General features: G+C 52.7%; 30 protein-coding genes. 22 read left to right on the plus strand and 8 right to left on the minus strand.

Features of this window, described 5'->3' with window-relative positions; translation table 11 throughout:
* Positions 1–3: 3 nt before the first annotated feature.
* Complete coding sequence (locus tag WNY38_RS08575; protein ID WP_342856926.1) at positions 4–936, minus strand: zinc-ribbon domain-containing protein; 933 nt, start codon at positions 934–936, stop codon at positions 4–6.
* Positions 937–1,091: 155 nt separating this feature from the next.
* On the opposite strand from WNY38_RS08575, the gene WNY38_RS08580 reads away from it, so the two are divergent.
* The 4 genes from WNY38_RS08580 to WNY38_RS08595 are packed head-to-tail and all read left to right on the plus strand — an operon-like array spanning position 1,092 to position 4,057.
* Complete coding sequence (locus tag WNY38_RS08580) at positions 1,092–1,763, plus strand: ATP-binding cassette domain-containing protein (protein ID WP_342856927.1); 672 nt, start codon at positions 1,092–1,094, stop codon at positions 1,761–1,763.
* Positions 1,763–2,659 (plus strand): FtsX-like permease family protein, encoded by an 897-nt coding sequence (locus WNY38_RS08585; RefSeq protein WP_342856928.1) that lies wholly within the window; start codon positions 1,763–1,765, stop codon positions 2,657–2,659. The genes WNY38_RS08580 and WNY38_RS08585 overlap by 1 nt, the downstream gene beginning before the upstream one ends.
* On the plus strand, positions 2,659–3,420 hold the full coding sequence (locus WNY38_RS08590) for a lysophospholipid acyltransferase family protein (RefSeq protein WP_342856929.1): 762 nt from the start codon (positions 2,659–2,661) through the stop codon (positions 3,418–3,420). The genes WNY38_RS08585 and WNY38_RS08590 overlap by 1 nt, the downstream gene beginning before the upstream one ends.
* Before the next feature lie 31 nt (positions 3,421–3,451).
* Entirely contained in the window at positions 3,452–4,057 is a 606-nt protein-coding gene (locus WNY38_RS08595) for a pyridoxamine 5'-phosphate oxidase family protein (RefSeq protein ID WP_342856930.1), read from the plus strand.
* A gap of 14 nt (positions 4,058–4,071) precedes the next feature.
* On the opposite strand, the gene WNY38_RS08600 is transcribed toward WNY38_RS08595, so the two are convergent.
* Positions 4,072–5,034, minus strand: coding sequence for an acetyl-CoA carboxylase carboxyltransferase subunit alpha (locus WNY38_RS08600; protein WP_342856931.1), 963 nt, complete (start codon positions 5,032–5,034; stop codon positions 4,072–4,074).
* Positions 5,035–5,158: 124 nt separating this feature from the next.
* On the opposite strand from WNY38_RS08600, the gene WNY38_RS08605 reads away from it, so the two are divergent.
* Positions 5,159–5,995 carry an AraC family transcriptional regulator gene (locus tag WNY38_RS08605; RefSeq protein ID WP_342856932.1) on the plus strand — a complete coding sequence of 279 codons (837 nt, stop codon included), beginning with the start codon at positions 5,159–5,161 and terminating at the stop codon, positions 5,993–5,995.
* A gap of 95 nt (positions 5,996–6,090) precedes the next feature.
* Here the strand turns inward: WNY38_RS08605 and WNY38_RS08610 are convergent, their stop codons facing one another.
* Positions 6,091–7,053, minus strand: coding sequence for an L-malyl-CoA/beta-methylmalyl-CoA lyase (locus WNY38_RS08610; RefSeq protein ID WP_342856933.1), 963 nt, complete (start codon positions 7,051–7,053; stop codon positions 6,091–6,093).
* Between the two features lie 303 nt (positions 7,054–7,356).
* On the opposite strand from WNY38_RS08610, the gene dgcN reads away from it, so the two are divergent.
* From dgcN to WNY38_RS08625, 3 genes are read left to right on the plus strand one after another with little or no spacing between them, the layout of a single operon-like run.
* Complete coding sequence (dgcN, locus tag WNY38_RS08615; protein WP_342856934.1) at positions 7,357–8,376, plus strand: N-acetyltransferase DgcN; 1,020 nt, start codon at positions 7,357–7,359, stop codon at positions 8,374–8,376.
* 47 nt (positions 8,377–8,423) lie between these two features.
* The gene (dgcA, locus tag WNY38_RS08620) at positions 8,424–9,389 is read left to right on the plus strand and encodes an N-acetyl-D-Glu racemase DgcA (protein ID WP_342856951.1); all 966 of its coding nucleotides are present in this window, start codon (positions 8,424–8,426) and stop codon (positions 9,387–9,389) included.
* A gap of 21 nt (positions 9,390–9,410) precedes the next feature.
* Positions 9,411–10,271 (plus strand): D-amino-acid transaminase, encoded by an 861-nt coding sequence (locus WNY38_RS08625; RefSeq protein WP_342856935.1) that lies wholly within the window; start codon positions 9,411–9,413, stop codon positions 10,269–10,271.
* 428 nt (positions 10,272–10,699) lie between these two features.
* Here the strand turns inward: WNY38_RS08625 and WNY38_RS08630 are convergent, their stop codons facing one another.
* From WNY38_RS08630 to WNY38_RS08645, 4 genes are all read right to left on the minus strand, one after another.
* Positions 10,700–10,909 (minus strand): hypothetical protein, encoded by a 210-nt coding sequence (locus WNY38_RS08630; RefSeq protein ID WP_342856936.1) that lies wholly within the window; start codon positions 10,907–10,909, stop codon positions 10,700–10,702.
* A 189-nt stretch (positions 10,910–11,098) separates the two neighbouring features.
* Positions 11,099–11,419: a DUF1244 domain-containing protein gene (locus WNY38_RS08635; RefSeq protein ID WP_342856952.1), complete on the minus strand. Its 321-nt coding sequence runs from the start codon at positions 11,417–11,419 to the stop codon at positions 11,099–11,101.
* A gap of 20 nt (positions 11,420–11,439) precedes the next feature.
* Positions 11,440–11,787, minus strand: coding sequence for a 5-carboxymethyl-2-hydroxymuconate isomerase (locus WNY38_RS08640; RefSeq protein WP_342856937.1), 348 nt, complete (start codon positions 11,785–11,787; stop codon positions 11,440–11,442).
* Between the two features lie 86 nt (positions 11,788–11,873).
* Positions 11,874–12,647, minus strand: coding sequence for an N-formylglutamate amidohydrolase (locus tag WNY38_RS08645; RefSeq protein WP_342856953.1), 774 nt, complete (start codon positions 12,645–12,647; stop codon positions 11,874–11,876).
* A 135-nt stretch (positions 12,648–12,782) separates the two neighbouring features.
* Between WNY38_RS08645 and pyk the strand changes: the two genes are divergently transcribed.
* The 10 genes from pyk (at position 12,783) to WNY38_RS08695 (ending at position 20,702) form a co-directional block, all read left to right on the plus strand.
* Positions 12,783–14,228, plus strand: a complete 1,446-nt coding sequence (pyk, locus tag WNY38_RS08650) for a pyruvate kinase (RefSeq protein ID WP_342856938.1) — start codon at positions 12,783–12,785, stop codon at positions 14,226–14,228.
* Positions 14,229–14,260: 32 nt separating this feature from the next.
* Complete coding sequence (locus WNY38_RS08655; RefSeq protein ID WP_342856939.1) at positions 14,261–14,482, plus strand: hypothetical protein; 222 nt, start codon at positions 14,261–14,263, stop codon at positions 14,480–14,482.
* Between the two features lie 138 nt (positions 14,483–14,620).
* Positions 14,621–14,821: a 50S ribosomal protein L35 gene (rpmI, locus tag WNY38_RS08660; protein ID WP_123792998.1), complete on the plus strand. Its 201-nt coding sequence runs from the start codon at positions 14,621–14,623 to the stop codon at positions 14,819–14,821.
* Positions 14,822–14,836: 15 nt separating this feature from the next.
* Positions 14,837–15,202 carry a 50S ribosomal protein L20 gene (gene rplT, locus WNY38_RS08665; protein ID WP_215944369.1) on the plus strand — a complete coding sequence of 122 codons (366 nt, stop codon included), beginning with the start codon at positions 14,837–14,839 and terminating at the stop codon, positions 15,200–15,202.
* An 81-nt stretch (positions 15,203–15,283) separates the two neighbouring features.
* Positions 15,284–15,475, plus strand: coding sequence for a hypothetical protein (locus WNY38_RS08670; RefSeq protein WP_342856940.1), 192 nt, complete (start codon positions 15,284–15,286; stop codon positions 15,473–15,475).
* Between the two features lie 70 nt (positions 15,476–15,545).
* A complete protein-coding gene (gene pheS / locus WNY38_RS08675; protein ID WP_342856941.1) occupies positions 15,546–16,616 on the plus strand; it encodes a phenylalanine--tRNA ligase subunit alpha in 1,071 nt (356 codons plus the stop codon).
* Between the two features lie 381 nt (positions 16,617–16,997).
* Positions 16,998–17,429, plus strand: a complete 432-nt coding sequence (locus WNY38_RS08680) for an ASCH domain-containing protein (protein ID WP_342856942.1) — start codon at positions 16,998–17,000, stop codon at positions 17,427–17,429.
* 26 nt (positions 17,430–17,455) lie between these two features.
* Complete coding sequence (locus WNY38_RS08685; RefSeq protein WP_342856943.1) at positions 17,456–17,752, plus strand: YrhK family protein; 297 nt, start codon at positions 17,456–17,458, stop codon at positions 17,750–17,752.
* Positions 17,749–20,142: a phenylalanine--tRNA ligase subunit beta gene (gene pheT / locus WNY38_RS08690; RefSeq protein ID WP_342856944.1), complete on the plus strand. Its 2,394-nt coding sequence runs from the start codon at positions 17,749–17,751 to the stop codon at positions 20,140–20,142. The genes WNY38_RS08685 and pheT overlap by 4 nt, the downstream gene beginning before the upstream one ends.
* Positions 20,143–20,252: 110 nt before the next feature.
* The gene (locus WNY38_RS08695) at positions 20,253–20,702 is read left to right on the plus strand and encodes a YtoQ family protein (protein ID WP_342856945.1); all 450 of its coding nucleotides are present in this window, start codon (positions 20,253–20,255) and stop codon (positions 20,700–20,702) included.
* Here the strand turns inward: WNY38_RS08695 and WNY38_RS08700 are convergent.
* Complete coding sequence (locus WNY38_RS08700; protein ID WP_342856946.1) at positions 20,699–21,400, minus strand: glutathione S-transferase N-terminal domain-containing protein; 702 nt, start codon at positions 21,398–21,400, stop codon at positions 20,699–20,701. The two genes, WNY38_RS08695 and WNY38_RS08700, sit on opposite strands and share 4 nt — an antisense overlap.
* A gap of 137 nt (positions 21,401–21,537) precedes the next feature.
* Here WNY38_RS08700 and mscL point away from each other — a divergent pair, with 137 nt between their 5' ends.
* The 4 genes from mscL to WNY38_RS08720 all read left to right on the plus strand — a co-directional run bounded on the left by mscL (position 21,538) and on the right by WNY38_RS08720 (position 25,269).
* On the plus strand, positions 21,538–21,966 hold the full coding sequence (gene mscL, locus WNY38_RS08705; protein WP_342856947.1) for a large conductance mechanosensitive channel protein MscL: 429 nt from the start codon (positions 21,538–21,540) through the stop codon (positions 21,964–21,966).
* 172 nt (positions 21,967–22,138) lie between these two features.
* Entirely contained in the window at positions 22,139–22,594 is a 456-nt protein-coding gene (locus tag WNY38_RS08710) for an Lrp/AsnC family transcriptional regulator (protein WP_342856954.1), read from the plus strand.
* 73 nt (positions 22,595–22,667) lie between these two features.
* Entirely contained in the window at positions 22,668–23,618 is a 951-nt protein-coding gene (locus WNY38_RS08715; protein WP_342856948.1) for a GAF domain-containing protein, read from the plus strand.
* A gap of 130 nt (positions 23,619–23,748) precedes the next feature.
* Positions 23,749–25,269, plus strand: coding sequence for an aldehyde dehydrogenase family protein (locus tag WNY38_RS08720; RefSeq protein ID WP_342856949.1), 1,521 nt, complete (start codon positions 23,749–23,751; stop codon positions 25,267–25,269).
* The last annotated feature ends 292 nt before the right edge of the window (positions 25,270–25,561 follow it).

Here is a 25,561-nt window from a genome sequence, read left to right on the forward strand (position 1 = left end):
TGACTAAGCCGTGTCGTTGAGCTGGCCCAAAAGTGCATTCAAACGTGCGCTCGTTGAAGTGATGGTTGCATCAAGCCAAGCGCGAAAGGCGTTTGCCGCAGTCACATAGGCATTCAAAATACCTTCGAGCGCAGGAACTTTTTGTGCCAGCATAGGTGCTAAAGTATAGAACAGAACCAAGAGTAACACGACAAAAATAAAGATCAAAAATGTTGTACGGAAGCTGGTGCGACGCGCGCGCTCTTTGCGTGTTTTGTCATTCAAAACAGTGCCATCTACATCGCGTTCAGAAGCCGCACTCAGTGTCGAGTTAATCTCTTCAATGTCAGGTAGCAAATCGCGACGTTTGCCTGATCCCGATGCAGCGGTGTTAGATGGGTTTAGGCCTCGCAAACGGGCCATACGCTCACGCAATCCTTGCTTTTGTTCATTTGACGGGGCCTCATCAAGGCCAAGTTCGGCTTGTATTTCCAAAGCATCAGGTTCGGGCTGCCGTTCGTTCTGACTGTAGGCGACTTCGGCTCGTAAAATGTCGCGCACACTTTCTGATACGGCTGAGCGTCGCACAGGTGCGGCTAAAGTAACCTCTGGCGCGACTGTTTCTGCCTTCTCAGCGGTGTTCTCAATGTCGAGAGAGGTAGCAGCACTGACTGCGGATGCGATGTCGTCACTAAATTCTACATCATTGTCATCGCCAAAATCTGGGCTGGGGGGCGCAGGCTGGTCGTGGGACATTGGTTCAGATACGGTATCTGAAGTCGCATCTTCGGTCATCAGTTCAAAACCCATTTCTTGGGCAAGATCCGAATCTACTTCTGCGGACCGCTGAAACCATGTGTGACCACAATTGGAACACTGGACATCTCGTCCAGAGCTTGGGATGACTTTGGCGTCAACTTCGTACTGAGCGCCGCAATTGGGACAAATAAGCCGCATATCTTCCTCTGCCACCGGTTATGTGTGGTGTAACTGCTTTGTTTTCCTAAATTATTAACGCTGGATGGCGGATTGTCCATGTTTTTGCAACAGTTGGATTGAATCGTGCCCATCTGTGAGGCAAAACTGTCGCGACTGAGGGATAGGGGCCAACTGTGATTGAGTTTAACAATGTTGCTTACGGATATGGCGGTCAGGATCTTTTAACTGAGATTTCCCTGTCTCTTGCGCCTGGATCGTTCCATTTTCTGACAGGGCCATCTGGGGCGGGTAAAACCACCTTTTTGAAATTGTGCTATTGTGAACTGCAGGCCACTGCCGGCCGTGTCCATCTTTTGGGCAAAGACACACGCAATATTGCGCGCGATGACGTCGCTGCCTTGCGCCGAGATATTGGCGTGGTGCATCAAGACTGCAAGTTTTTAGATCATCTTAGTGTCGCCGAAAATGTAGCATTGCCATTGCTTGTGGCGGGTAAGCCGCGTGATGAGACGAATTTGAACGAATTGTTGTCATGGGTTGGCCTGTCGGAACGTGCAGATGCATTGCCTGCCGAATTATCTGGTGGCGAACGCCAACGTGCTGCCTTGGCGCGCGCAGTGATCATGTCGCCAGAGGTTATCATCGCGGATGAGCCAACGGGGAATGTCGACTGGGAGATGTCCCTAAGACTTCTGCAGTTGTTGGTTGAACTGAATAAAATGGGCAAAACAGTCATAATTGCGACCCATGACATGCATTTGATCAGGCAAGCTAAGTCGCAAGTCCAAGCGCGCGTGTTGCGCATAGCCAATCGGCGCATTCAACAAGCAGGGGTAGATTTGTAATGTCCTTTATCTTGCCCTTTTTGAAAATCGATAAAACTGTCCAAGATCGCATCGTGCCCCCCTCTGGGTTCACAGCGCAGCTGACTGTTTTGACATCTGCTGCGATGGCGTTTTTGGCTGTGTTTGCTTTGACGTTGTCTTTGGCCACAGGGCGATTGGCAGATCGCTGGGCTGGCGAACTGGCGCAGTCGTCGACGGTGCGTATCTCGGCCCCTATTGAGCAGGTTGAGGCGCAAACGAAGGCTGCCTTGGCTGTGTTAGAAACAACGCCTGGGGTGCGTGAAGCGCGTGCCTTGGGCGCCGACGAGCAGCGTGCGTTGTTAGAGCCATGGTTTGGGCCGACCTTGCCTTTGGACAGCCTGCCTTTACCGGTGCTGATCGATGTGAAAGAAACGGCAGAAGGTTACGATTCGGAAAGCCTGAGGTTGCGCCTTGCGGGTGAAGCGCCGGGGGCTGTGCTTGATGATCACACGCGCTGGCGTAAACCGTTGATCACGGCGGCCAGTCGTTTGCGATTGCTAGGTGTGGTCAGTCTGGTTTTGATCGGCGGAGTGACAGCTGCGATGATCACTTTGGCAGCAAACGCGGCATTGGCGGCGAACGGGCAAGTGATCCGTGTGCTGCGTTTGGTTGGGGCCAAAGACGGGTATATCGCGTCGGCATTCGTGCGTCAGTTCACGTTTCGCGGCTTTAGTGGCGCGCTGTTTGGTGCGTTTTTCGGCACCGTTGCGATCGCTTTGTTGCCCGATGCGCAAACCACGGGCGGGTTTTTAACCGGACTGGGATTTCAAGGGTATGAATGGTTTTGGCCTTTCGTTATCCCGCCTTTTGCAGCATTCGTGGCGTTTGGCGCGACACGGTTTGCGGCAAAACAAACATTAAAAAGGCTGATGTAATGCTCTATGCGCTTCAATGGGTCCTGTCCCTGATCTTTATCTTTCAGATGTATCTGGCGATGACCATCATTGGTCTGATCTTTACGCCGCTGGCTATTTTTGACCGCAAGTTTGCCTTCATCGCGATTCATCTGTGGTGTCATTGGGTGCGTCTGAGTGCCCATGCCATTTGCGGACTGAAATCCGAGGTGCGTGGTGTGGTGCCGACGGATGAAGTTATCGTCGCCTCCAAACATCAAAGTTTCTTTGACATCATTTTGATTGTGTCTGCCTTGCCGCGACCAAAGTTCATTATGAAGAAGTCGTTGGAAAAGATGCCGATTGTGAACTTTTACGCTGAGCGTTGCGGCTGTATCGGCGTGGATCGCGGTAAGCGTGGGCAGGCAATTAAAAAAATGGTCGCGGACGTAAAGGCAGGCAATATTCGCCCCGGTCAGTTGATCATTTTCCCCCAAGGAACGCGCATAGCCCCTGGCGCTAAGGCCGAGTTCAAGGTTGGTACGGGCGTGTTGTACAAAGAGCTTGGCCAAGATGTCGTGCCTGCTGCGACCAATGTTGGCGTGTTTTGGAAGCGCCAAGGCATTTACCGCGGGCGCGGCACAGCAGTTGTTGAATTCCTACCACGCATTGAGGCAGGTCGCGGATTGAAGGTCTTTATGAAAGACCTAGAGGAATCCGTGGAAGCGAGATCTAACCAGCTGATGATCGATGCCGGATTTGAAATATCTGCGGACCAATTGCGGCCTGCGGTGCCAAAATAAATCACATGAAAATGGCCAAATGAGTGACCTGATGACACCGATTTCCACCATCTCAGACCTAGAGCTGCTTTACGGCACGCCCAAACCTGCCGCGACGGACAAAATAGCACGGCGCATGACACCTGAGTTTCGCGCATGGATTACGCGATCGCGGTTTTGTATTTTATCAACAGTCGGGCCAGAGGGCACAGACGCCAGTCCGCGTGGTGACGATGGCCCCGTTGTCGCTGAACTTGACGAGGGCACGCTGGCTATGCCCGATTGGCGCGGCAATGATCGGATCGATAGTCTGCGCAATATCGTGCGCGATCCTCGTGTCTCACTCATGTTTTTTGTGCCAGGGTCAAACAATGTTGTGCGGCTCAACGGCAAAGGTTTTGTTACAGCTGATGCGGATTTGATAGCGCAGTTTGAAAAAGATGGAAAAAAACCGCGCACTGTGACGGTGATTCAGATCGAAGAGCTGTACACTCAATGCGCGCGGGCCTTGATCCGCTCAGGTCTTTGGACTTGTGGCGATGAAAGTGATGGCCTGCCAACGGTGGGCGATATTTTGGCGTCTTTGACTGAGGGGCGCATCGGCGGTAAAGCCTATGACGCAGAATGGCCGCACAGGGCGGCCAATTCTATGTGGTGACGGTCAGGGGCGTGTTACGCAGCCAATCCCTTTGATCCAATGTCCAAGAACTTCTTGCGACGTGCGGCCACCAGGACTGCGGGCTCTTCTTTAGACAAGGGCGCGAGCATACCGGCGATGGCTTTGCCAACGGAAGCAATCGCAGCTTCGCGACCGCGTTGCGCACCGCCTTGGGGTTCAGGAATGATTTGATCGATCACACCAAGCTCTATCAGCTCTTGTGCTGTCAAACGCATCGCTTCGGCGGCCTCGCGCATTTTTGTGGCGTCTTTCCACAAAATCGATGCACAGCCTTCAGGCGTGATGACGGAATAGATCGAATGTTCAAGCATTGCGACTTTGTTGGCCGCCGCAAACGCAACCGCACCGCCAGAGCCACCTTCGCCGATGATCACAGCGATCAATGGGACAGAAAGTTGTAGGCATTTTTGCGTGGAGCGCGCGATGGCCTCGGATTGGCCGCGTTCTTCTGCGCCTTTCCCTGGGTAGGCGCCGGGGGTGTCTACAAGCGCAATCACAGGGATGCCGAATTTGTCGGCCAATTCCATCAACCGAATGGCTTTGCGGTAGCCTTCAGGACGCGCCATGCCGAAATTACGCTCGATACGTGATTTGGTGTCGTTGCCTTTTTCATGGCCAATCACCATTACGGGCTGATCGTTGAAACGTGCAAGTCCGCCCATAATGGCGTGATCGTCAGCAAAGTTCCGATCACCAGCCAAAGGCGTGTATTCTGTGAACAGCGCTTCTATGTATTCAGCGCAATGGGGGCGGTCTGGATGACGCGCCACCTGACATTTGCGCCAAGGCGTCAAGGTCTTGTACATGTCAATCAACATGGCTGCTGCCTTGTCGTCCAAGGCCGAGGCCTCTTTTTCTACGTCCATATCTTCGTTGGCACGGGCCATGGCGCGCAGCTCTTCAGCTTTGCCTTCGATTTCCGCTAAGGGTTTTTCGAATTCCAGATAGTGGGTCATATTACGCTCCGATACGGTACATCTGAACTGTATATGGCGATTTTTTTCACCGGGTGCAACTTAGCAAGATTTGTGAATTGGCTTTGTGCAATTCAAGTGGTGCAGCAAAGGAAGGATCATCCCAATGGCACAGAGTTATGAAGCGCGGCTTATGCGTGTACTGAACTACGTTTACGCCAACTTGGATGGTGATTTGTCACTCGACACGCTTGCAGATGTCGCCGCTTTATCGCGGTTTCATTTTCATCGTGTGTTCACAGGTATGACAGGGGAAACCGTCGCGGCCTTTACCCGACGTGTGCGGCTGTTTCGTGCGTCTGCGGCTTTGCTGCAAACGCACGATCCTATTGAGCGCATCGCTATCTACTGCGGCTACGTGAATGTGCGCAGTTTTGTGCGGGCGTTTCAAAGTGCTTATGGGATGACGCCGGATGCCTTTCGTAAACGCGGAGTTGTGCAACCTGCGCTGCAATTCAATGCACATGGAGACTATGAAATGTATGACGTAAAAATCGAAACCCGCGAAGATATCCGCCTTGCTGTGATGCCGCATCACGGGGCTTATATGGAAATAGGCGAAGTGTTCGAGGCGGTGATGACGACGCTGATGACGCGCGGGTTGGGGGCGCAGCTGGGGCAGATGGTCGGGGTGTATCTTGATGATCCCGCGGCTGTGCCGGAATCCGAACTGCGCAGTTTCGCGGGCGCGCAAATTCTTGGAGATGCCGAGATCACGGCGCCTTTAGAAGTTATGGAGATCACTGGCGGAAAGTTCGCCATGCTCACATACCAAGGCCACTATTCAGGTTTGGCCAAAGCCTATGCCTATTTGTTTGGGGAGTGGTTGCCAAAATCAGGGGAGGTGCCCCGTGATTCGCCGCCTTTTGAGATCTATTTGAACCGACCGCAAGACACGAAGGTGGAAAATTTAATCACTTTGATCTGCGCACCTTTAAAATAGTGCTTCAATATTAAGCGTTTAGAAAAAACAAACGTCTCGAGATTTTCATCTCGAGACGTTAGCCTCAACATTCAGGCTCCTCCTCCTGAACGGAGTTAGCCTACGTTAGCGATCAATTCGGATTGCGCAACGATAACTTCTGCTTGTTTGATGGAGGCCATGTCGACAAGACGTCCTTTATAGACTGTCGCGCCCTCACCATTGGCTTTGGCTTGCGCCATGGCTGCCAAAATTTCGCGGGCTTCCGCCACCGATTCTGCGGACGGGGTGAACACCTCGTTGGCCAATGCGATCTGTTTGGGATGAATTGCCCACTTTCCGACCATGCCCAAAGTCGCAGACCGTCGCGATTGGGCGCGGTAGCCTTCGTCATCCGAGAAATCGCCAAACGGACCATCGACAGGCAGAATGCCATGTGTGCGACAGGCCGCGACGATGGCAGTCTGGGCCCAGTGCCAAGGATCAGGATAGTGACGGGTGTCCCCATGCAACATGTAATAGTTGTCCTGCGTCCCGCCAATGCCTGTGGTTTGCATGCCCATTGAGGCCGCGAAATCAGCAGCCCCAAGGCTCATGGCCTCAAGGCGTGGTGAGCTTTTGGCGATTTCTTCTACATGGGCAAGTCCCGCAGCAGATTCGATGATGACCTCAAACGCGATCTTTTTCTTGCGCCCCATGGCCTGCTCAATTGCAGTGACAAGCGCGTCGACTGCATAGACGTCTTCTGCACAGCCCACTTTGGGGATCATAATTTGATCAAGGCGCTCGCCGGCCTGTTCAAGCAAATCGACCACGTCACGATACCAATAAGGCGTGTCGAGGGAATTGATCCGCACGGCAAGCACCTTGGTGCCCCAGTCAATCGTGTCAATGGCCTCAATAATATTGGCGCGCGCAGTGACCTTGTCTGAGGGGGCAACGCTATCTTCGAGATCCAGATTGATCACATCTGCAGCAGAGGTCGCCATCTTGGGGAACAGCTTAATATTCGATCCTGGTCCAAACAGCTGGCAGCGATTGGGGCGAGCTGGTGGTGTCGGTTGCAAGCGAAAGGACATGTTGATTCTCGTATGTAATTATATTCTTATTGATTTAAGTATATTGATATTATCTTGCGCATCAAATCTCAAGTATTGTTTCGCGTTTGCAGAAATTTTGCGAATCTGCATCGGGAGATAAGGACGCTCTAGTGCGAGTCGCACGGTTTCCATTCCTCGGGTTGATCGTCATATGGGATAAATTTACATTTATGAGGGATGTAATGGTTTTAAATCCCATTTTAGCTCTGAATTTTCGCAAGAATGAAAGCACCTTGCATAAAAGGACAGGCAATATGACGTAAATTCAACCGGAGAGCTGTCATGATCCAAACACCGTACCTACTGTTCCTTGGCGATGCGCCCGACGCACTTGCCGCGAAAGTTGCTCAAGGCATCAAAGACTGGCGCCCTGAATTCGCCGTTGGCCAATTGCGCATGGAAGGCTGTAAAGCCGACATGGGGCTGACAGACATGTCACTCGCAGAGGCGAAAGCCGCCGGCGCGAAGACACTGGTGATTGGTGTTGCCAACCGTGGTGGCGTGATTTCACAAGCTTGGAAAAAAGTTTTGGTTGCAGCGCTTGAGGAAGGCTTTGATCTTGCCTCTGGTTTGCACAACCTTTTGACGGACGAAGAAGATCTTGTTGCCGTGGCCAAAGCCTGCGGACGCGAGCTGCACGACGTGCGTGTTGCGTCAGTAGATTACCCCATCGCGACCGGCGTGAAACGCACAGGCAAACGCTGCTTGGCTGTTGGGACAGATTGTTCTGTTGGCAAAATGTACACTGCTTTGGCAATTGATGCGTCAATGCGCGAACGCGGTTTGAAATCGACATTCCGCGCCACAGGGCAAACAGGTATCTTGATCACGGGTGACGGTGTACCATTGGACGCTGTTGTTGCTGACTTTATGGCGGGCGCTGTTGAATATCTTACGCCTGACAACGATGCGGATCACTGGGATCTTATCGAAGGCCAAGGCAGTTTGTTCCACGTGTCTTATTCTGGTGTGACGATGGCGCTTGTGCACGGTGGTCAACCTGATGCGTTGATCTTGTGCCATGAGCCGACACGTACACACATGCGTGGCCTGCCAGATTACGATCTGCCGACTTTGCAAGCTTTGGCTGAAACGGCATTGCCTCTGGCGCGCTGGGCAAACTCTGCTTGTGAAATCGTCGGTATTTCCGTGAACACGCAGCACATGTCCGAAGCCGAAGCTGTGACATACCTCGCGTCATTGGAAGCTGAAATGGGCGTGCCTGCCGTTGATCCATTCCGTCAAGGTGCCGGCCGTTTGGTTGATGCGTTGGTGAAATTGGACGACAGCGTCGCTGCATAAGTATTGAAAACAAGACCCTAATCCAAGGAAAAGCCATGACTTTGCCCGTGACCTTGAGCGCGACTGCCGAGGCGTTTCGCCTTGCTGAAGCCTTTGTAATTTCGCGCGGATCGCGCACTGAAGCAAAGGTGATCACGGTCAAAGCCACGGATGGCACCGTGACGGGCTGGGGCGAATGTGTGCCCTATGCGCGTTACGGCGAAAGCTTGGACAGCGTGACTGCGCAGATTGAATCTTTACCTGCAGGGATCTCGCGGGTCGAATTGCAAGATGCGCTTGAACCGGGGGCCGCGCGCAATGCGGTTGATTGTGCGTTGTGGGATTTAGAAGCGAAACAGGCGGGCAAACGCGTTTGGCAAATGCTGGATATGGCCGCGCCAACGCCATGCCTTACGGCTTATACTTTATCCCTAGGTACGCCTGAGAGCATGCAAGCGGCGGCGGCAAAGAATGCATTTCGCCCCTTGTTGAAAATTAAATTGGGTACGCCTGATGATATGGAGCGGCTAGAGGCCGTGCGCCGCGGTGCGCCGAAATCTCGTATCATCGTGGATGCCAATGAAGGATGGAGCGCAGAGGTCTATGCAGATCTTGCGCCGCATCTGGTGCGGATGGGGGTCGATCTGGTTGAACAGCCGATGCCCGCCGGACAGGATGACATGTTGGCTCAGATGGAACGTCCCCTTCCGGTCTGTGCTGACGAGTCCTGTCATGATCGTGCCAGCCTCGCGGGTCTTAAGGGCAAATACGATATGATAAATATCAAGCTTGATAAGACCGGCGGCCTCACCGAGGCCCTCGCCTTGCGTCTGCAAGCGCAAGCCGAGGGCTTTGGTATTATGGTCGGTTGTATGGTTGGTACGTCGCTTGCGATGGCGCCTGCTGTTATTTTGGCGCAGGGCGCGCGTGTAACAGACCTTGACGGGCCGCTGCTTCTGGCCGAAGACCGTAAAAACGCATTACAATATGACACCGATGGGGTGCACCCACCCCGCAGCGCGCTTTGGGGATAAACCCGCCATAAGGAGACCACTATGAGCCAGATCGTTTACGTAAACGGAGAATATGTTCCAGCAGCAGAGGCGAAAGTCTCTGTTTTTGACCGTGGGTTCTTGATGGCAGATGCCGTTTATGAAGTGACCTCGATCATTGGTGGCAAGATCATTGATTTTGACGGCCACGCGACCCGTTTGCAGCGCTCTATGTCTGAGCTTGAAATGGTGTCCCCTGTGACAATGGACGAGCTTTTGCAAATCCACCGCGATTTGATTGAGAAGAATAATCTAGATGAAGGCGGCGTTTACCTGCAAATTACGCGCGGCGCGCCGGATACACGTGACTTCGTTTGGCCTGATCCTGAAGAGGTGCCTTGTGGCATCGTGTTGTTCACCTTCGCGAAATCTATGGTCGACAGCAAAGTGATGGATGAGGGCATCAAAGTTATCTCAATCGCAGACGAGCGCTGGGGCCGTCGTGATATCAAAACCACACAATTGCTTTACCCATCCTTTGCCAAAATGCAGGCCAAGAAAAAAGGCTGCCAAGATGCTTGGCTCGTCGAAGATGGTTTTGTGACCGAAGGCACAGCGAATAACGCCTATATCGTTAAAGATGGCACGATCATCACGCGTCAGCTGGGCAACGATATTTTGCACGGCATCACCCGTGCAGCGATCTTGCGCTTTGCGCTTGAGGCGCAAATGAAAGTTGAAGAGCGCCCCTTCACCATCGCAGAAGCTCAAGGTGCAGATGAGGCTTTTGTGACCTCTGCGACAGGCTTTGCTCAACCCGTGATCGAGATCGACGGCGCACAGATCGGCACTGGTGTACCGGGCGACATTTCAAAACGCCTGCGTGACATCTACACCGAAGAAATGATCAAAGCGGCGATTTAATCGCTTACCGATTAGCGTTTTCTATAGAAAAGGCCCGCCAAATCGGCGGGCCTTTTTGTATCAGTTGATGTGCACGCAGTGATTAGCTTGGTGTGATGACAACTGTGTCTGTCTCGTGTGGCTGTCTCGATTTCGGTCGTGCCGTGGGTTTCCTCTTCTGCGCCAAAGTCGTAAACAGATTTGAATGCTGCCTGTGCTGCATCTTTCCAGCTCAGGGAATTCTTCGAATGGCGCGTCAGCGAAGGAAACATTTGCTGTTTCCGTTTGCAAAGCCGTCACATTTTCAATGGATGCGATATCGACGCCGCTGTAGGAGTACATAACCCCGCCACCGTCGACATCTGCAACGTCTACAGTTATATCTGTCGGCCGCGTGCCTTCCAAGATCAGTTCTAGCGCGTCTTTAGTCTGATCAAAGCCAGTGACAGTCACATCGCCATCTTGAGTGCCTTGGTACGCAACAATAGTGTCTGGACCTGTGCCAGTGTCGCCGGAGTCTGCGTAAATCGTATCATCAATGACAAAGCCGCCATCAACGGTGTCGCCAGAGTGCCCTGATCAAAGAAGAAGTCGACTGCAGATATAGTCTCAGACCCCTCATCACCGTGAAGCTCGTTGGACCCAAGGCGGTCAATCATCGTATCGCCACCTTCGCTACAGCGGGCGAAATCATCACAATTGTCCAAGTAAGCGTCATCAAAGCAAGGATGTCGTCGCCGTCTCTGCCCGAGATGATGTCGTCAAAGGACGTGCCTTCGATATCGATAGATTCTGTTTATGTGATTCTTATATCTAAGGTGCGGCGAACATCGATCGAAAACATATCGCTAAGGCTTGGTCGCAGGGCTGACGTTCGCTTTAAATGCTTCCGTGAAACGCTCTTGAGTGGCAGCTGACGCATCCGTTTGAAAGTTCGCTTTCCACTCCGACATCGTCATACCGTAATAGAGTTCGCGGGCCTCATCTTTTGTCATGTCGATCCCGCGCGCGTTGGCGGCCTCTTGATACCAGCGCGACAAGCAATTTCTGCAAAATCCTGCGAGGTTCATCATGTCGATATTTTGCACGTCTGTGCGCTCTTGCATCAAATGCTTCTGGAGGCGACGAAAAGCGGCGGCTTCAAGTTCAAGTTGAGTTTGCGCATCGATATCTTGGGTCTGCGTCATGGTCATTCCTTCATGCGTTTAGCTGAGCCACTTTTGGCGATGTCATAGGGGTAGACCGACAAGCTTGCGGCATGGGGCAGGTGCTTTTCCATCACGCTGAGAACCAATGCGCACATATGGGTTTTTGTCGCATCATCGCGACCGATCAGCATGTGAAAATCTGCATGGGCAAAGCTTTGGTCGTCAAAACCGGTGGCAAAATAGTCATGAGCCCGCGCGCGTACGCGAATGTTTTTGGGCGCTGGGATAGAGTCATCCTTGGCCAGCGCATCGCGAATATCGAGGCACATTTGTTGCATGTCTGCTGTACCTTCAAGGCCGGCTGAAAAGTCGATGACAACGTGGGGCATGGGGTTTCTCTCTCATTTTAAGGTGCGCGCACTTTGCACTATTGCTGCGGGAAGTTCGCACAAAGTTCAAGGGGCTGCACGGTCTTTCACAGACCTGTGTCTTTGAGCGTTTGGGCGAGGATGGGGGCTAGAAGCCCGGCCCAGCGGTGCTGATCTTGAGTGGTTTCAATCAAATCTGAGCGCAGCTCAATGAGCACATTCAAGCGCCCGTGTTGAATTGCATGGGTGTCAACAGCGTCCCCTGGGAAGTGTCCAATATAGGGCTCATTGTCGCCAATACACAGACGCTCTCCAAGTTTTTCGACTTCGGTGCGCAGGGGCTCTGAGTCCTCCAGCGCTTTGATCAACGGCGCGGTCAAACGTTTGTCGTAATGGGACAGAATACCGATTTGCCAAGGACGACGCGGGCGGGACTTAAGTTGCGGTGTAAATGAATGAATGGCGCAGATCGCTACATCGTCACGCACGCTTGCAAGAGTCTCATAGGCGTCGTGGTAAGGGCGATAATAGGTGTCCAAGCGGCGCGCAATTTCTGCCTCATCTATATAGCGATTGGCGGGGATGATTGTTCCATCATAGAGGCGCATCACCAAAGTCGGGTCAATCACGCCGCGATTGGGGTCGATCACCAAGCGCGAAAAATCACTGAGAATTGCGGGGCTGTTTAGCTGCCGAGCCAGCTCTAAGGTAAAGCCCTTGGCGCCAATGTCATAGGCGATATGGCGGGCCAAATCGGTGTGGGGCAGGCCAAGATCGGTTTGTATTTCGTCAGGAATGCGGTTGGTTGCGTGATCACAGGTGATCAGCCAACGACCTGTCCGCTGCTCTGTAATTTGCTGGAATGGTGAAAAATCGTTCATTTTACCGTCATCTTGTGCTGTCATGTCCCTAATAAGACCTTTGAGGATAAAGGGCCAGTTGTGCCGCGCGCAGCTTTGCGGCATAGAGAGGATGGCCCACCGCGAATTGAAATAATAAAAGGATGTAAGGCAAATATGAGACGCCTTCGCAATGTAAAGATCGTGGCCACTTTGGGCCCGGCATCGAATGACTATGACATGATCCGTGCCCTCACAGAGGCCGGTGCAAATGTTTTCCGCTTGAACATGAGCCATGGTGAACATGGTGAGATTCGCGAACGTCACGCGATGATCCGTAAAGTTGAAGCCGACTTGGGGAGCCCGATCGCAATTCTGGCTGACCTTCAAGGTCCAAAGCTTCGTGTTGGCAAGTTCGCCGAGGAATCATACGATCTAGCGGTCGGTGCAAAATTCCGTCTCGATTTGGATGACACGCCCGGTGATATCACCCGCGTGCAACTGCCCCACACAGAAATTTTCGCAGCCCTTAAGCCGGGATCAAACCTGTTGGTGAACGACGGCAAAATCCGTTTGCAAGTCGAAGATTGCGGCAAAGATTATGCCAATTGCATTGTCACTGTCGGCGGCGCGATTTCCAACCGCAAGGGCGTGAACGTGCCTGACGTGGTTTTGCCTTTGGCAGCCTTGTCTGACAAAGACCTTAAAGACCTCGAGTTCGTTTGCGACCTCGGTGTCGATTGGTTGGCGTTGTCCTTTGTCCAGCGCCCAGAAGATGTGTTGCAGGCCAAAGAACTGGCCAAAGGCCGAGCTTTCATTTTGTCCAAAATTGAAAAGCCGTCTGCCGTCACTGACTTTGACGAGATTTTGGCTGTGTCTGACGGCATCATGGTTGCACGTGGCGACTTGGGTGTTGAATTGCCCGTACACGCTGTGCCCCCCATTCAAAAACGCCTGATCCGCAAATGTCGCGCGGCTGCTAAGCCTGTGATCGTTGCCACTCAGATGCTTGAGTCGATGATCGAAAGCCCAATGCCGACACGCGCCGAGGTCTCTGACGTTGCAACAGCGATTTATGAGGGCGCTGATGCGATTATGCTTTCAGCCGAATCTGCTGCAGGTGATTTCCCGATTGAAGCTGTCACCACAATGAACAACGTGGCGATGGAAGTCGAAAACGATCCTGTTTATGTTGAAGTGATGGACGCATCGCGCGCCGGCAAAAAAGAAACGATTGCGGATGCTATCGTATCTGCAGCCCGTGAAATCGCTGAAACCACAGATGTGAAAGCGATTGTTTGCTACTCTAAAAGTGGCGCGACTGCGGCCCTTACCGCGCGTGAGCGCCCACATGTGCCAATCATTGCCATGACACCGCATCATACAACGGCACGTAAATTGTCTTTGTACTGGGGCATGCACTGCGTTGTGACGCCGCCGGTTGATCGCTTTAAAACTGCGGTTGTGAACGCGGCGCGGGCTGCTGTTGCAACTGGCTTTGCCACAGAAGCCGACAACATTGTCGTGACTGCGGGCGTGCCTTTCAACACAAAAGGATCCACAAACATCCTGCGTGTTGCGCCTTGTGATGAGAGATTGATTCATTCGGCAGATCCTGAATAATAGACCAAACTTTTTGGCATAAGGTGATGGGTATGGATACAGATCTTTTTCTGGTGATTGGGTCGGCGGTGCTTGTTTTGGCACTGCCAGCTTTGATTGGGGCTTTCTCTGAAAGCCGTCCACCCCGCGCCGCGGCGATTCTTGTTTTGATCGGGGGCGCTTTGGTCGCTTTGGCCGTCACGCAAAGCCCCAGCGGCTATGGGTTTGATGATGTCCCACAGGCTTTAACCCGTGTGATTGGGCGTTTTTTCTAAAACACCACTCAATGCAACCTTTTTACTTGCCAAGCTGAGCAGTCCACAGTAATTGCTCAGCTTCATGGTGCGCGTCCGGCGATCTGGCATGCCGAGTCGCGCGTTTAACCATCCGAACACTCGAAAAAGGAGATGGAAATGCCTAAGATGAAGACGAAGTCAGGTGCTAAGAAGCGCTTTAAAATGACTGCAAGTGGCCTTGTAAAAGCCGGTCAAGCTGGCAAACGCCACGGCATGATCAAACGTTCAAACAAATTTCTACGTAACGCACGTGGCACGACAACGCTTTCCGCACCTGATGCGAAAATCGTTAAGTCGTACATGCCGTACAACCGCTAATAGGAGGCTCAGAATATGTCCCGTGTTAAAGGTGGTACAGTCACTCACGCTCGTCACAAAAAAGTCATCAAAGCTGCAAAAGGCTACTACGGCGCGCGCTCACGCTTGTTCCGTACAGCTACGCAAGCTGTTGACAAGGCGAACCAATACGCAACCCGCGACCGTAAAAACCGCAAGCGCAACTTCCGCGCTTTGTGGATCCAGCGTATCAACGCTGCGGTACGTGCACATGATGAAGCTTTGACATACTCAAAATTCATCAATGGTCTGTCATTGGCTGGTATCGAAGTTGACCGCAAAGTCCTTGCTGACTTGGCTGTTCACGAACCAGAAGCTTTCACAGCGATCGTTGAAAAAGCACAAGCTGCTCTCGCTGCGTAAGCGCGTTTCAGTTTTCTAAGATTTTAAAACCGCGGGGCTCAATAGAGTCTCGCGGTTTTTTGTTGAAAAACATATCTCACTTTGTCGATTTCGGTTTGGCTCATCCGTCTAACGCTTTTGCCTGATCATGCAGACACCAAAGGCCTGTCTTTGGTCGAAGCCGCTTTGTCACACGGACCCGCAGAACCATACGCCATTCAGGTCGCCATCAGCGCTTTGCATGCCCAAGCCACCAGTTTTGAGGACACAGATTGCGGGCTCTATACAGCCTGATTTCGCCTGTTTACTTGCGCTTTTGCACGTCTCGCGTTAGCACGAGGACGAGTTAGATAAAGGTACCGTCATGGATGATCTCAAGAACAAATACCTCACCGCCATCAATGAGGCTGGTGACGAGGCGACACTCGAAGACATCCGTCTGAAAGCCGTTGGCAAAAAGGGCGAAGTGTCCTTGAAAATGCGCGAGCTTGGCAAAATGACAGCCGAGGAACGCCAAGTCGCGGGCCCGAAACTCAATGCGCTGAAAGACGAGATCAATTCCGCGCTTGCCGCCAAGAAAATCGCCTTGGAAGATGCCGCTTTGAATGCGCGTCTGTCCAATGAATGGCTTGATGTGACCCTGCCTGCGCGCCCGCAGCGCCAAGGCTCTATTCACCCGATCAGTCGCGTTTCTGAAGAAATCTATGCCATTTTCGCTGACCTTGGATTTGCCGTGGCCGAAGGCCCGCAGGTCGAAGACGATTGGCACAATTTCGATGCGCTCAACATTCCGCCGCATCACCCCGCGCGCCAAGAACACGACACGTTTTACATGCACCGCGACGCAGATGATGATCGCCCGCCGCATGTCTTGCGCACGCACACGTCACCGGTGCAGATCCGTACATTGCTCGACCAAGGCGCGCCGATCCGCATCATCGCGCCGGGCCGCGTGTACCGTTGTGACTATGACCAAACACATACGCCGATGTTCCACCAAGTCGAAGGCCTGTGCATCGGCAAAGACGTATCCATGGCGAACCTCAAATGGGTGCTCGAGGAATTCTTTACGGCCTTCTTTGGCACAGAAGTCAAAACCCGTTTCCGCGCCTCGCATTTCCCGTTCACTGAGCCGTCTGCCGAAGTGGACATCCAGTGCAAATGGGAAAACGGCACCGTCAAAGTGGGCGAGGGCGATGATTGGCTTGAAGTTTTGGGATCAGGCATGGTGCATCCGAACGTGTTGAAAGCGGGCGGCATCGACCCTGAGGAATGGCAAGGCTTTGCTTTTGGCATCGGCATCGACCGTTTGGCCATGCTGAAATACGGCATCCCAGACCTGCGCGCCTTCTTCGATTCCGACCTGCGCTGGCTGAAACACTACGGTTTTAACCCGCTCGGCGTGCCAACGCTGGCTGGGGGTATTAACGGGTGAGTATTGTAGTCCGGTACTTGCAATCAACGCTGCTTCTAATTTCAAACTTTAGACTTGGGCGCAGGAAAGCTGAATGGGTTGCGGGTGCCGCGACTGGAACAGGCGTGGTAGGGTTGGGTGCTGCGCATTTGATTTCGATACTTGGTTTCTCTGCTGTTGCTCATAGCTCGGGCGCCGCGATTTTGACGGGGGCTGGTGGATATATTGCAGGAACATACGGTGTCGCTTTGCTCGTGGCTGTTTTGTTGGCTCCGCTAACGATAACGATCTTAATTCTTTGCGTTGTATTGGGGGTTGGATTTAGGTTGCGCGTTGTTTTGAGCGCAAAAATACAACACGCAGTTAGCTGGTTAAATGCTGTACTCAATAAAGGTCCCAAAAATGACTGACCAAAACGACTCAATGGAAGACCTTCAGGTCACCTACCCAGGCGCGGGCATGTTCCAGCTGGCGACAAATCGCACGCGTTGTGAACAGCTCAACGAGCTGGTGGCGACGGGCAAAAAAACCGCGACTTGTTTACCGTGGTCGGAATTCGAAGGTGACGAAGGCGCGCTGCCCGTGGCGGGTCGCGTTGACATCATCGCCGATTGGGACGGCAACCCCGCGTTGATCGTGCGCACGCTGGAAGTGGAAAAGGTCAAGTTTCGCAATGTCACGCCCACCATGGCGCTGCGCGAAGGCGAAGACAGCGAAATCGAGGCTTGGCGCAAACGCATGAACAAAAAGTTCGGCAAACAAGGCAAACTCGACCGCGATACATTGCTGGTGTTTGAAACATTCGAACTTGTCGAAGACCTCGGCGTCCGCTGAACAGGCAAAGAAAGTTAAGGAAAACCATGGCCCTTTTTGAACCACAGTATGAAACCCAAAGTTCGCAGGCACGGCATGTCTTTGCGCTTTATGAGATCGCGCATACGCTTGTCGATTTCTTTGCGGCTGTGTTTTTTATCATCGGGTCGATCATGTTTTTCTACGAGAATTTGCAAACGGCGGGGACATGGCTGTTCCTGATCGGCTCGATTTTATTTGCCACAAAACCAACACTGCGCCTTATGCGCGAACTCAAACTGCTTGGCATGGGGCGTGACGCTGCCATTGTCGCGCAGGCTGACGACAAAGGGGATTCCCTATGAAATTCACAGTATCTTGGCTCAAAGAGCACTTGGACACAGATGCGTCTTTGGACGACATTCTATACGCTTTGACCGATTTGGGGCTTGAAGTGGAAGGGGTCGAGAACCCTATGGATGTGTTCAAAGATTTCGAGATCGCGAAAATCACCCACGCGGAACAGCACCCAGACGCCGACAAATTGCGTGTGTGTAAAGTGCAAGCGGGCGCGGGCGAAACGCAGATCGTTTGTGGCGCGCCGAATGCACGGGAAGGCATCACTGTGGTTCTGGCCAAGCCGGGCACGTATATTCCGGGTTTGGATATCACTATTTCTGTCGGCAAAATCCGCGGCGTTGAATCTTTTGGCATGATGGCCTCTGAAAAAGAGCTGGAACTGTCTGATGAACACAACGGTATTATCGAATTGCCTTCTGGCACCGTGGGTCAGTCTTTTGCTGATTATTTGGCTGAAACTGATCCTGCCAAAGTTGACCCTGTGATCGAGATTGCCATCACGCCAAACCGTCCCGACGCCTTGGGCGTGCGTGGTGTGGCGCGTGATTTGGCGGCGCGTGGTTTGGGCACGTTGAAACCTGTGACGCAAAACACTGTCACTGGTAGCTTTGCCAATCCAATCTCTGTCACGATTGACGAGAGCGCAAAAGACAGCTGCAAAGTCTTCGCAGGTCGCTTGATCAAAGGCGTCACCAACGGGCCATCGCCTGCATGGTTGCAAGATCGTTTGAAAGCCATCGGTTTGCGCCCCATTTCCAAGCTGGTCGATGTCACGAACTTTTTCACCTACGATCAAAACCGTCCTTTGCACGTGTTTGATGCGGCTAAAGTCGACGGAGGCTTGACCATTCATCTGTCCAAAGGTGGCGAAGAACTGATGGCCTTGGACGAGAAATCCTACACACTGCCAGCGGGCGTGACGGTGATTTCATCGGGCGGCAAGGTCGAAAGCATCGCGGGCATCATGGGCGGTTTGGAAACAGGCTGCACCGATGAGACCACAGATGTGTTTTTGGAAGCAGCGTTCTGGGACACCATCGCGATTGCCAAAGGTGGTCGTGCGTTGAAGATCAATTCCGACGCGCGTTACCGCAATGAGCGCGGCATCGATCCGGCTTACAACATGCAAGCCATCGAGGACGCAACGCAGATGATCCTTGATCTGTGCGGTGGTGAGGCGTCTGAGGTGACTGTCGCGGGCGAGGTGCCTGACGTATCGCGGGCCTACAGGCTTGACACAGATCGCGTGCAAAGCCTTGTGGGTATGGAGATTTTGCCAGCTACTCAGATCGCCACGCTGACTGCGCTTGGGTTCGTCATGGACGGCGATATGGCCAAGGTGCCTTCATGGCGCCCTGACGTTTTGGGCTCGGCCGATTTGGTCGAAGAGGTCGCGCGTGTTGAATCACTGACCCAGCTTAAAGGCGTGCCTTTGCCGCGTCCCGCTGGTATCGCCAAGCAAATTCAAACGCCGATGCAAATCCGCGAAAGCATGGCACGCCATACGGCTGCGGCCTTGGGCTACAATGAATGTGTGACCTATTCTTTCGTCGATGAGAAATCTGCGAAACTGTTTGATGGTGGCTCGGACGCTGTGAAGCTTGAAAACCCGATTTCATCGGAAATGAGCCACATGCGCCCTGATCTTTTGGTCGGCTTGTTGCAAGCTGCCAGTCGGAATCAAGCGCGCGGGTTTAACGATCTGGCGCTGTTCGAAGTGGGCGCTGCCTTCCACGGTGGTGAGCCGGGTGAGCAGCATGTGCAAATTGGCGGTATTTTGGTTGGCGCAACGGGTCCCAAAGATGTGCACGGCGCGCGTCGTGACGTGGATGTGTTTGACGCAAAGGCAGATGCCGAGGCGGTTTTGTCCTCGATTGGTGCCCCTGCTAAAGTTCAAATTTTGCGCGATACACCAGCGTGGTTTCACCCTGGTCGGTCCGGTAAAATCTGTCTGGGTCCGAAAAAGATCTTGGCGCAATTCGGTGAGGTTCACCCCAAGACGCTTAAAGAAATGGGCGTCAAAGGTCCTGCTGTTGCGTTCACAATTTTCCTTGAGCAGCCGCCATTCCCACGTGGAAATAAAGCGGCGCGGGCTGCGTTTTTCACCAATGACTTGCAAGCAGTTGAGCGTGACTTTGCCTTTGTTGTCGACAAATCCACAGCCGCTTTGGATGTGGTGAATGCAGCTTTTGGCGCGGATAAAAACCTGATCTCTGATGTGCGCGTCTTTGATGAATTCATCGGCGGCAGCCTGGGCGAGGACAAAAAGTCGCTTGCGATCACAGTGCGTTTGCAGCCCGCCAAAGAGACGTTGAAAGAAAAGGACATCGAAGAGGTGTCCGCAAAGATCATCGCCAAAGTGGAAAAATCCGTTAAGGCTGTCTTGCGCGGTTGATCAGCTCTTTCAACTGTTTTGTAAGCTGACTAAATTTACAGGGCGCGGTTTTTGCCGCGCCCTTTTCAATGGGGCCCTCGCGCCGATCTAAACAACAAGGAACGTGATCAATGAAAGTCTATTTGTCCGGCGAAATCCACACCGATTGGCGCGATCAAATCGTACAAGGCGCACGCGGGTTGGATGTCGAATTTTCATCCCCTGTGACGGATCACGCGTCATCTGATGATTGCGGTGTGGCGATTATGGGGGCTGAGACCGATAAGTTTTGGCACGACCACAAAGGCGCTAAATTGAACGCAATCCGTACACGTAATGCGATTGAAGCGGCGGATGTTGTGATCGTGCGCTTTGGCGATAAATACAAACAATGGAACGCGGCCTTTGATGCGGGTTATGCGGCAGCCCTTGGCAAGTCGCTGATCGTGATGCACGGTGCAGATCATCAACATGCGCTGAAAGAAGTGGATGCTGCGGCGCTGGCTGTCACCGAGACGCCGCAACAAGTTGTCGATATTCTAACCTATGTGCTCAATGGCGCATTGCCGACGTCCGTTTAACCGTTGGGGTTTGGGATCGATTTTGCACGCTCCACAGCGGGGCGGGCAAAGAAACGGTCACGATATGCCGTAACATTGGCGAAGTTTTCCAAACCCACGGCCTCTTCTGCGCCGTAGAATTCCAGCGCCGCTATCCATGGCGCAATGGCCATATCTGCGATGGAATAGTCATCCGCAACCCAATCACGGCCTTCCAATCGTTTGTTTAGCACGCTCAACAGGCGGTTTACCTCGGCGATGTAGCGCTTTTGGGGGCGCAGGTCTTCGATCTCGGCGCCCGCGAATTTGTAGAAAAACCCAAGCTGTCCTGACATCGGTCCAAGTCCGCCCATTTGCCACATCAGCCATTGAAGGGTCTCGAAGCGTTTCTTGGGATCGCTTGAAAGAAACTTGCTCGTTTTTTCCGCGAGGTAGATCAAGATCGCGCCAGATTCAAACAGCTCGATCTGCGTACCATCTGGACCGTTTGGATCAATGATGGCGGGGATTTTGTTGTTTGGGTTAAGACTTAGAAATTCGGGGCTTTTGACGTCCGCGTCTGACAGCGTGATCAAATGCGCTTCGTAAGGCAGGCCCATTTCTTCGAGCGCGATAGAGACTTTGCGGCCATTCGGGGTTGGGTATGAGTAAAGTTGCAGCTTGCTTGGGTCTTGTGCTGGCCAGCGCGCGGTGATCGGGTGTGCGTTAAGATGAAGCATAGGGGAAATCCTTCTTGTTTCTAAGGCAGATATGGGGAGTTTCGCGGAAAGATTAACCTCTTCTGTCTGTGCGCTCTTGTGCTATGCAGTGTGTGCACACGCGCTAGAAGACGCGTATTAAACGCACGAGGGAAGAAATGCTAAAAGAATTCAAAGACTTCATTGCTAAGGGCAATGTCATGGACATGGCCGTTGGTATCATCGTCGGCGCTGCCTTTACAGCCATCGTTAAAGCTATGGTCGCTGATTTGATCAACCCGATCATTGGCGTGTTCACCGGCGGCCTGGATTTCACCAACCGTTTTGCCGTGATCTCTGGTGACGTTGCTGCCGGCACAAGCTTGGAAGCAGCACGCGAAGCTGGCGCGTCCGTCTTTGCCTACGGTTCATTCATTATGGCGGTTATCAACTTTTTGATCATCGCATTCGTGGTGTTCATGCTGGTTCGCTACGTCAACAAAATCAAAGCGGCGACTGAGAAACCTGTTGAAGAGGCACCTGCCGCTCCAGCGGGCCCAAGTGAACTCGACGTTCTTTTGGAAATTCGCGATTCGTTGAAAAAGTAAGACCACTGCTCTTCATAGAATGTGAGGCCTGCAAGCAATCGCTTGCGGGCCTTCTTTGTTTGGACAGCAGGCGAAAGGTCACCGCAGTACTGTCCTGTGACTTGTATTTTAAAAGTGCACGTGGGATGTATATTGGTATTTTATCAAAAAATCAGGATAACTTTGACTAATGATCCAAATGGACGAGACAGATCGGCGAATTTTGCGCATTTTGCAAAAGAAAGGTCGCATTTCAAACGCTGATTTGGCCGTGGCTGCCAATGTGTCCAGTTCTGCCTGTCATCGCCGCGTCCAAAGGCTTGAGGCCGATGGTGTCATTCGCGACTATGTGGCCCTGTTGAATCCCATTCATCTGGATCGGCGATCGACCTTGTTTGTCGAGGTGACGTTGACGTCACAAGCGGATGATGTGTTGGCGGAGTTTGAAAGAGCCGTTCAGCTTGTACCGGATGTGTTGGAATGTCATTTGATGGCAGGCGCTGCGGATTACATGCTTAAAGTGGTCGCCGCTGACACAGATCATTTTGCTAAAATCCATCGAACTTTGGTACGGCTTCCGGGTGTGGTTAAGATGCAATCGTCATTTGCCATGCGCACTGTCTTTAAGACAACAAGCCTGCCAGTTTGATACGTTGCCAAGTGCGTTTGCATTCGCATAGGGTCATGCTGGAGATTGTTTGCGTTGTGGAGGAGGCAAACCGATGTCATTGGCAGACCATACGGAGCAGGTTTTAAGCGCGGTTGATTCTGGGTCTGCGTCCTCATGGCTAACGGCCTCTTGGCGCCGTTCGATGGTCAAGCATGGTTTAGACCCGTCCCAGCGCAAAAGTCCCCGCCGATATGACATGAGCCACGTTGCGCGCCGCCGCGAGGAGCTGGGTGCATTTTTAGAGATCGCGACGCCAAAGCTTGATCACCTGTTTCAGATGGTGGGAAACACTGGGTGTTGTGTGGTGTTGACTGACAATCAGGGCGTCGTGCTGGATCAGAGATCCAAAGACGCGGACGTCGACATATTCAATCGTTGGGGGCTGTGGTCTGGCGCAGATTGGTCAGAAGGTTCAGAGGGCACCAACGGTATCGGAACCTGTCTTGCCGAAATCCGCCAAGTGACCATTCATCGCGATGAGCATTTCTTCACACGCAACACGGGGATGTCTTGTATGGACTCGCCGATCTTTGGACCGGATGGTGAACTGATTGGCGCTTTGGATGTTTCATCATGTCGGGCAGATCAAACCGAAGCTTACGCGCGGTTGATCGGTAATGTTGTGGCGCAGACAGCCAAGCAGATTGAAACAGATGCCTTTCGCATGGCGTTTCCAAAGGCACGAATTATTGCCGCACCTGACGCGCGCAGTGATGGCGCGGTTTTGCTGGCCGTTGATCAAGATGATTTGCTCATCGGTGCCACGCGTGCGGCGCGACGTCTATATCAGTTGGGACAGAACGGAGTCATAGCGCCCACGCCTGCGTCAGATATATTGGGGCGTGACGGTGATGTGTCTGCTTTGGAGCGCGCCGAGCGTGCTGCGCTCAAACGGGCGATTGCACGGGCTGGTGGCAATGTGTCAGCAGCGGCACGCGAACTTGGAATTGGCCGTGCGACGCTCTATCGCCGGATGAATCGCCTTGGGCTTGGGGAATCTTAAGCGACCTGTCTCACCTTTGAGACATTACTGCGCTGCAGCGTTTCGTGTGCGGGGTGACGAAAATAACTGCGATGGTCATGTTCTCATGCAACCGAGGTGGGGGATCTCGGATGTCAGAGGAGGACATATAATGAATGTAATGACCCAAAGCGATACCAAGTACAGATCGCCTTTCAAAACACGCTACGACAACTTTATTGGTGGCGCTTTTGTCGCCCCCGTAAACGGTCAATATTTCGACAACATCACACCCATTGATGGCTCTGTCGTATGCGAAGTTGCGCGCTCGGACGTTGATGATGTGAACTTGGCTCTTGATGCCGCACATGCTGCGAAAGTGGCTTGGGGCAAAACATCTGCCGCAGAGCGCTCAAATATCTTACTCAAAGTGGCAGATCGTCTGGAAGAAAACCTCGATCTTTTGGCGCAGGCTGAAACTTGGGACAACGGCAAGCCGATCCGCGAGACAACTTTTGCCGACATCCCGCTTGCGATCGACCACTTTCGTTACTTTGCGGGCGTCTTGCGTGGCCAAGAAGGCTCAATGTCCGAGATCGATGCAGACACAGTGGCTTACCATTTCCATGAACCTTTGGGTGTCGTTGCTCAGATCATCCCGTGGAATTTCTCCATCTTGATGGCGGCATGGAAGCTGGCGCCCGCTTTGGCGGCTGGGAACTGTGTTGTTATCAAACCTGCTGAGCAGACACCCGCAGCCTTGATGGTTTTGATCGAAATCATCGCCGATCTGTTGCCTGCTGGCACGCTCAACATCGTCAACGGCTATGGCGGCGAAGTCGGTGCGGCTTTGGCCACGTCGAAACGCATCGCCAAGATCGCCTTCACCGGTTCAACAGTCACTGGCAAGAAAATCATGGCCGCTGCGACAGAGAACCTGATCCCTGTGACGCTTGAATTGGGTGGCAAATCCCCAAACATCTTCTTCTCTGACATCATGGCCGCAGATGATGCGTTCTTTGACAAAGCGATTGAAGGGTTTGTTCTGTTTGCCTTCAACCAAGGTGAGGTTTGCACATGTCCATCACGCGCACTGGTGCAAGAAGACATCTATGAGGCCTTCATGGCGCGCGTGATCGAACGTGTGAAAGCGATCAAGCAAGGCGATCCACGCGAAATGGACACAATGGTCGGCGCGCAGTGTTCCCAAATGCAGCAAGACAAGATTCTGTCCTATTTCACCATCGGTCGCGAAGAAGGGGCTGAGGTGCTTGTGGGCGGTGCGGCTGCGGATGTTGGCAAAGATCTCGAAAACGGGTTCTACATTCAGCCGACCATCTTCAAAGGCACCAACGACATGCGCGTGTTCCAAGAAGAAATCTTTGGCCCAGTTGTCTCTGTCACAACATTTAAGGACGAAGACGAAGCCTTGGCAATTGCCAATGACACGATGTACGGCCTTGGTGCTGGCGTTTGGTCACGGGATGCAAACCGTTGCTTCCGCTTTGGTCGCGCGATCGAGGCAGGCCGCGTTTGGGTGAACAACTACCATGCCTACCCAGCGCATGCTGCCTTTGGTGGGTACAAACAGTCAGGTATCGGACGTGAGAACCACAAGATGATGCTCGACCACTACCAGCAAACCAAGAACATGCTCGTCAGCTACAACCCCAACAAACTGGGTTTCTTCTAAGAGCCCCTCTCATGGAGCGCATTGCGGTGCGCTCCATGCCTTCTGCGACTCACCTGATTGGATGTGATTCCGGTTTTTGGTTGGTTTGTTGCGCATAAAACCTCAAAAATTCGGAAGGTATGCGCCTTTGAGTTTGGATTTTGACAACGTAATCCGCGAATATCTCCAAAAAATATGCATTTTTGAGTTTTTTCAAGAAAAGTTCACAAACTTTCTAAAAAGGGCTTGCGGGCTTTGTTTGTTAGCCTTAGAACCCCCCTTACCGGAAGCGAGACGATGTGGACGGGTTGAA

The sequence above is a fragment of the Pacificibacter sp. AS14 genome (assembly GCF_038899935.1).
Lineage (GTDB): Bacteria > Pseudomonadota > Alphaproteobacteria > Rhodobacterales > Rhodobacteraceae > Celeribacter.

Excerpts from the sequence above, each read along its gene's own strand:
- WNY38_RS08645 (WP_342856953.1), bottom strand. The coding sequence starts at position 12,647 with ATGAACGATTTTTCACCATTCCAGCAAATTACAGAGCAGCGGACAGGT.
- WNY38_RS08695 (WP_342856945.1), top strand. The coding sequence starts at position 20,253 with ATGAAAGTCTATTTGTCCGGCGAAATCCACACCGATTGGCGCGATCAA.
- mscL (WP_342856947.1), top strand. The coding sequence starts at position 21,538 with ATGCTAAAAGAATTCAAAGACTTCATTGCTAAGGGCAATGTCATGGAC.
- dgcN (WP_342856934.1), top strand. The coding sequence starts at position 7,357 with ATGATCCAAACACCGTACCTACTGTTCCTTGGCGATGCGCCCGACGCA.
- WNY38_RS08605 (WP_342856932.1), top strand. The coding sequence starts at position 5,159 with ATGGCACAGAGTTATGAAGCGCGGCTTATGCGTGTACTGAACTACGTT.
- WNY38_RS08700 (WP_342856946.1), bottom strand. The coding sequence starts at position 21,400 with ATGCTTCATCTTAACGCACACCCGATCACCGCGCGCTGGCCAGCACAA.
- WNY38_RS08680 (WP_342856942.1), top strand. The coding sequence starts at position 16,998 with ATGACTGACCAAAACGACTCAATGGAAGACCTTCAGGTCACCTACCCA.
- WNY38_RS08625 (WP_342856935.1), top strand. The coding sequence starts at position 9,411 with ATGAGCCAGATCGTTTACGTAAACGGAGAATATGTTCCAGCAGCAGAG.
- rplT (WP_215944369.1), top strand. The coding sequence starts at position 14,837 with ATGTCCCGTGTTAAAGGTGGTACAGTCACTCACGCTCGTCACAAAAAA.
- WNY38_RS08600 (WP_342856931.1), bottom strand. The coding sequence starts at position 5,034 with ATGACCCACTATCTGGAATTCGAAAAACCCTTAGCGGAAATCGAAGGC.
- WNY38_RS08630 (WP_342856936.1), bottom strand. The coding sequence starts at position 10,909 with ATGATTGACCGCCTTGGGTCCAACGAGCTTCACGGTGATGAGGGGTCT.
- rpmI (WP_123792998.1), top strand. The coding sequence starts at position 14,621 with ATGCCTAAGATGAAGACGAAGTCAGGTGCTAAGAAGCGCTTTAAAATG.
- WNY38_RS08715 (WP_342856948.1), top strand. The coding sequence starts at position 22,668 with ATGTCATTGGCAGACCATACGGAGCAGGTTTTAAGCGCGGTTGATTCT.
- pyk (WP_342856938.1), top strand. The coding sequence starts at position 12,783 with ATGAGACGCCTTCGCAATGTAAAGATCGTGGCCACTTTGGGCCCGGCA.
- WNY38_RS08590 (WP_342856929.1), top strand. The coding sequence starts at position 2,659 with ATGCTCTATGCGCTTCAATGGGTCCTGTCCCTGATCTTTATCTTTCAG.
- WNY38_RS08640 (WP_342856937.1), bottom strand. The coding sequence starts at position 11,787 with ATGCCCCACGTTGTCATCGACTTTTCAGCCGGCCTTGAAGGTACAGCA.
- WNY38_RS08685 (WP_342856943.1), top strand. The coding sequence starts at position 17,456 with ATGGCCCTTTTTGAACCACAGTATGAAACCCAAAGTTCGCAGGCACGG.
- WNY38_RS08575 (WP_342856926.1), bottom strand. The coding sequence starts at position 936 with ATGCGGCTTATTTGTCCCAATTGCGGCGCTCAGTACGAAGTTGACGCC.
- pheT (WP_342856944.1), top strand. The coding sequence starts at position 17,749 with ATGAAATTCACAGTATCTTGGCTCAAAGAGCACTTGGACACAGATGCG.
- WNY38_RS08585 (WP_342856928.1), top strand. The coding sequence starts at position 1,763 with ATGTCCTTTATCTTGCCCTTTTTGAAAATCGATAAAACTGTCCAAGAT.
- pheS (WP_342856941.1), top strand. The coding sequence starts at position 15,546 with ATGGATGATCTCAAGAACAAATACCTCACCGCCATCAATGAGGCTGGT.
- WNY38_RS08610 (WP_342856933.1), bottom strand. The coding sequence starts at position 7,053 with ATGTCCTTTCGCTTGCAACCGACACCACCAGCTCGCCCCAATCGCTGC.
- WNY38_RS08720 (WP_342856949.1), top strand. The coding sequence starts at position 23,749 with ATGAATGTAATGACCCAAAGCGATACCAAGTACAGATCGCCTTTCAAA.
- WNY38_RS08655 (WP_342856939.1), top strand. The coding sequence starts at position 14,261 with ATGGATACAGATCTTTTTCTGGTGATTGGGTCGGCGGTGCTTGTTTTG.
- WNY38_RS08595 (WP_342856930.1), top strand. The coding sequence starts at position 3,452 with ATGACACCGATTTCCACCATCTCAGACCTAGAGCTGCTTTACGGCACG.